At 59.5% G+C, this 331-nt stretch carries 1 protein-coding gene; it reads left to right on the top strand.

Translation table 11 applies throughout. The features are described from left to right. Window positions 1-305: integrase core domain-containing protein (locus MN186_RS00045; protein ID WP_242110742.1), on the top strand; the 305-nt coding region annotated here is incomplete at its 5' end. Window positions 306-331 lie beyond the last annotated feature (26 nt).

Raw genomic sequence — 331 nt, 5'->3', positions numbered from 1 at the left:
ACGGCACCGAGCTCACTTCGAACGCGATCCTGAAATGGCAGGAGGATCGGCAGGTCGAATGGCATTACATCGCACCGGGAAAACCCATGCAGAACGGCTTCGTCGAAAGCTTCAATGGCCGCCTGAGGGACGAGTGCCTGAACGAGCACCTGTTTGCCAACCTGCGCCATGCCCGCCATCTGATCGCGGCATGGCGCGACGACTACAACCATCACCGCCCCCACTCGAGCCTCGACGGGCTAACCCCGTGGGAGTATCACCAACGGTCAAGAGAGGACCAAACCCTGAACAGAGCTAACCAATAAACGCGGACTCCAAGGGGAGCAGGTCA

Source organism: Aliiroseovarius sediminis (assembly GCF_022678485.1).
In the GTDB taxonomy this organism is placed as follows: Bacteria; Pseudomonadota; Alphaproteobacteria; order Rhodobacterales; family Rhodobacteraceae; genus Aliiroseovarius; species Aliiroseovarius sediminis.
Note: the sequence above shows the minus strand (reverse complement) of the source record. Positions and strands in the feature narration are given on the sequence as shown.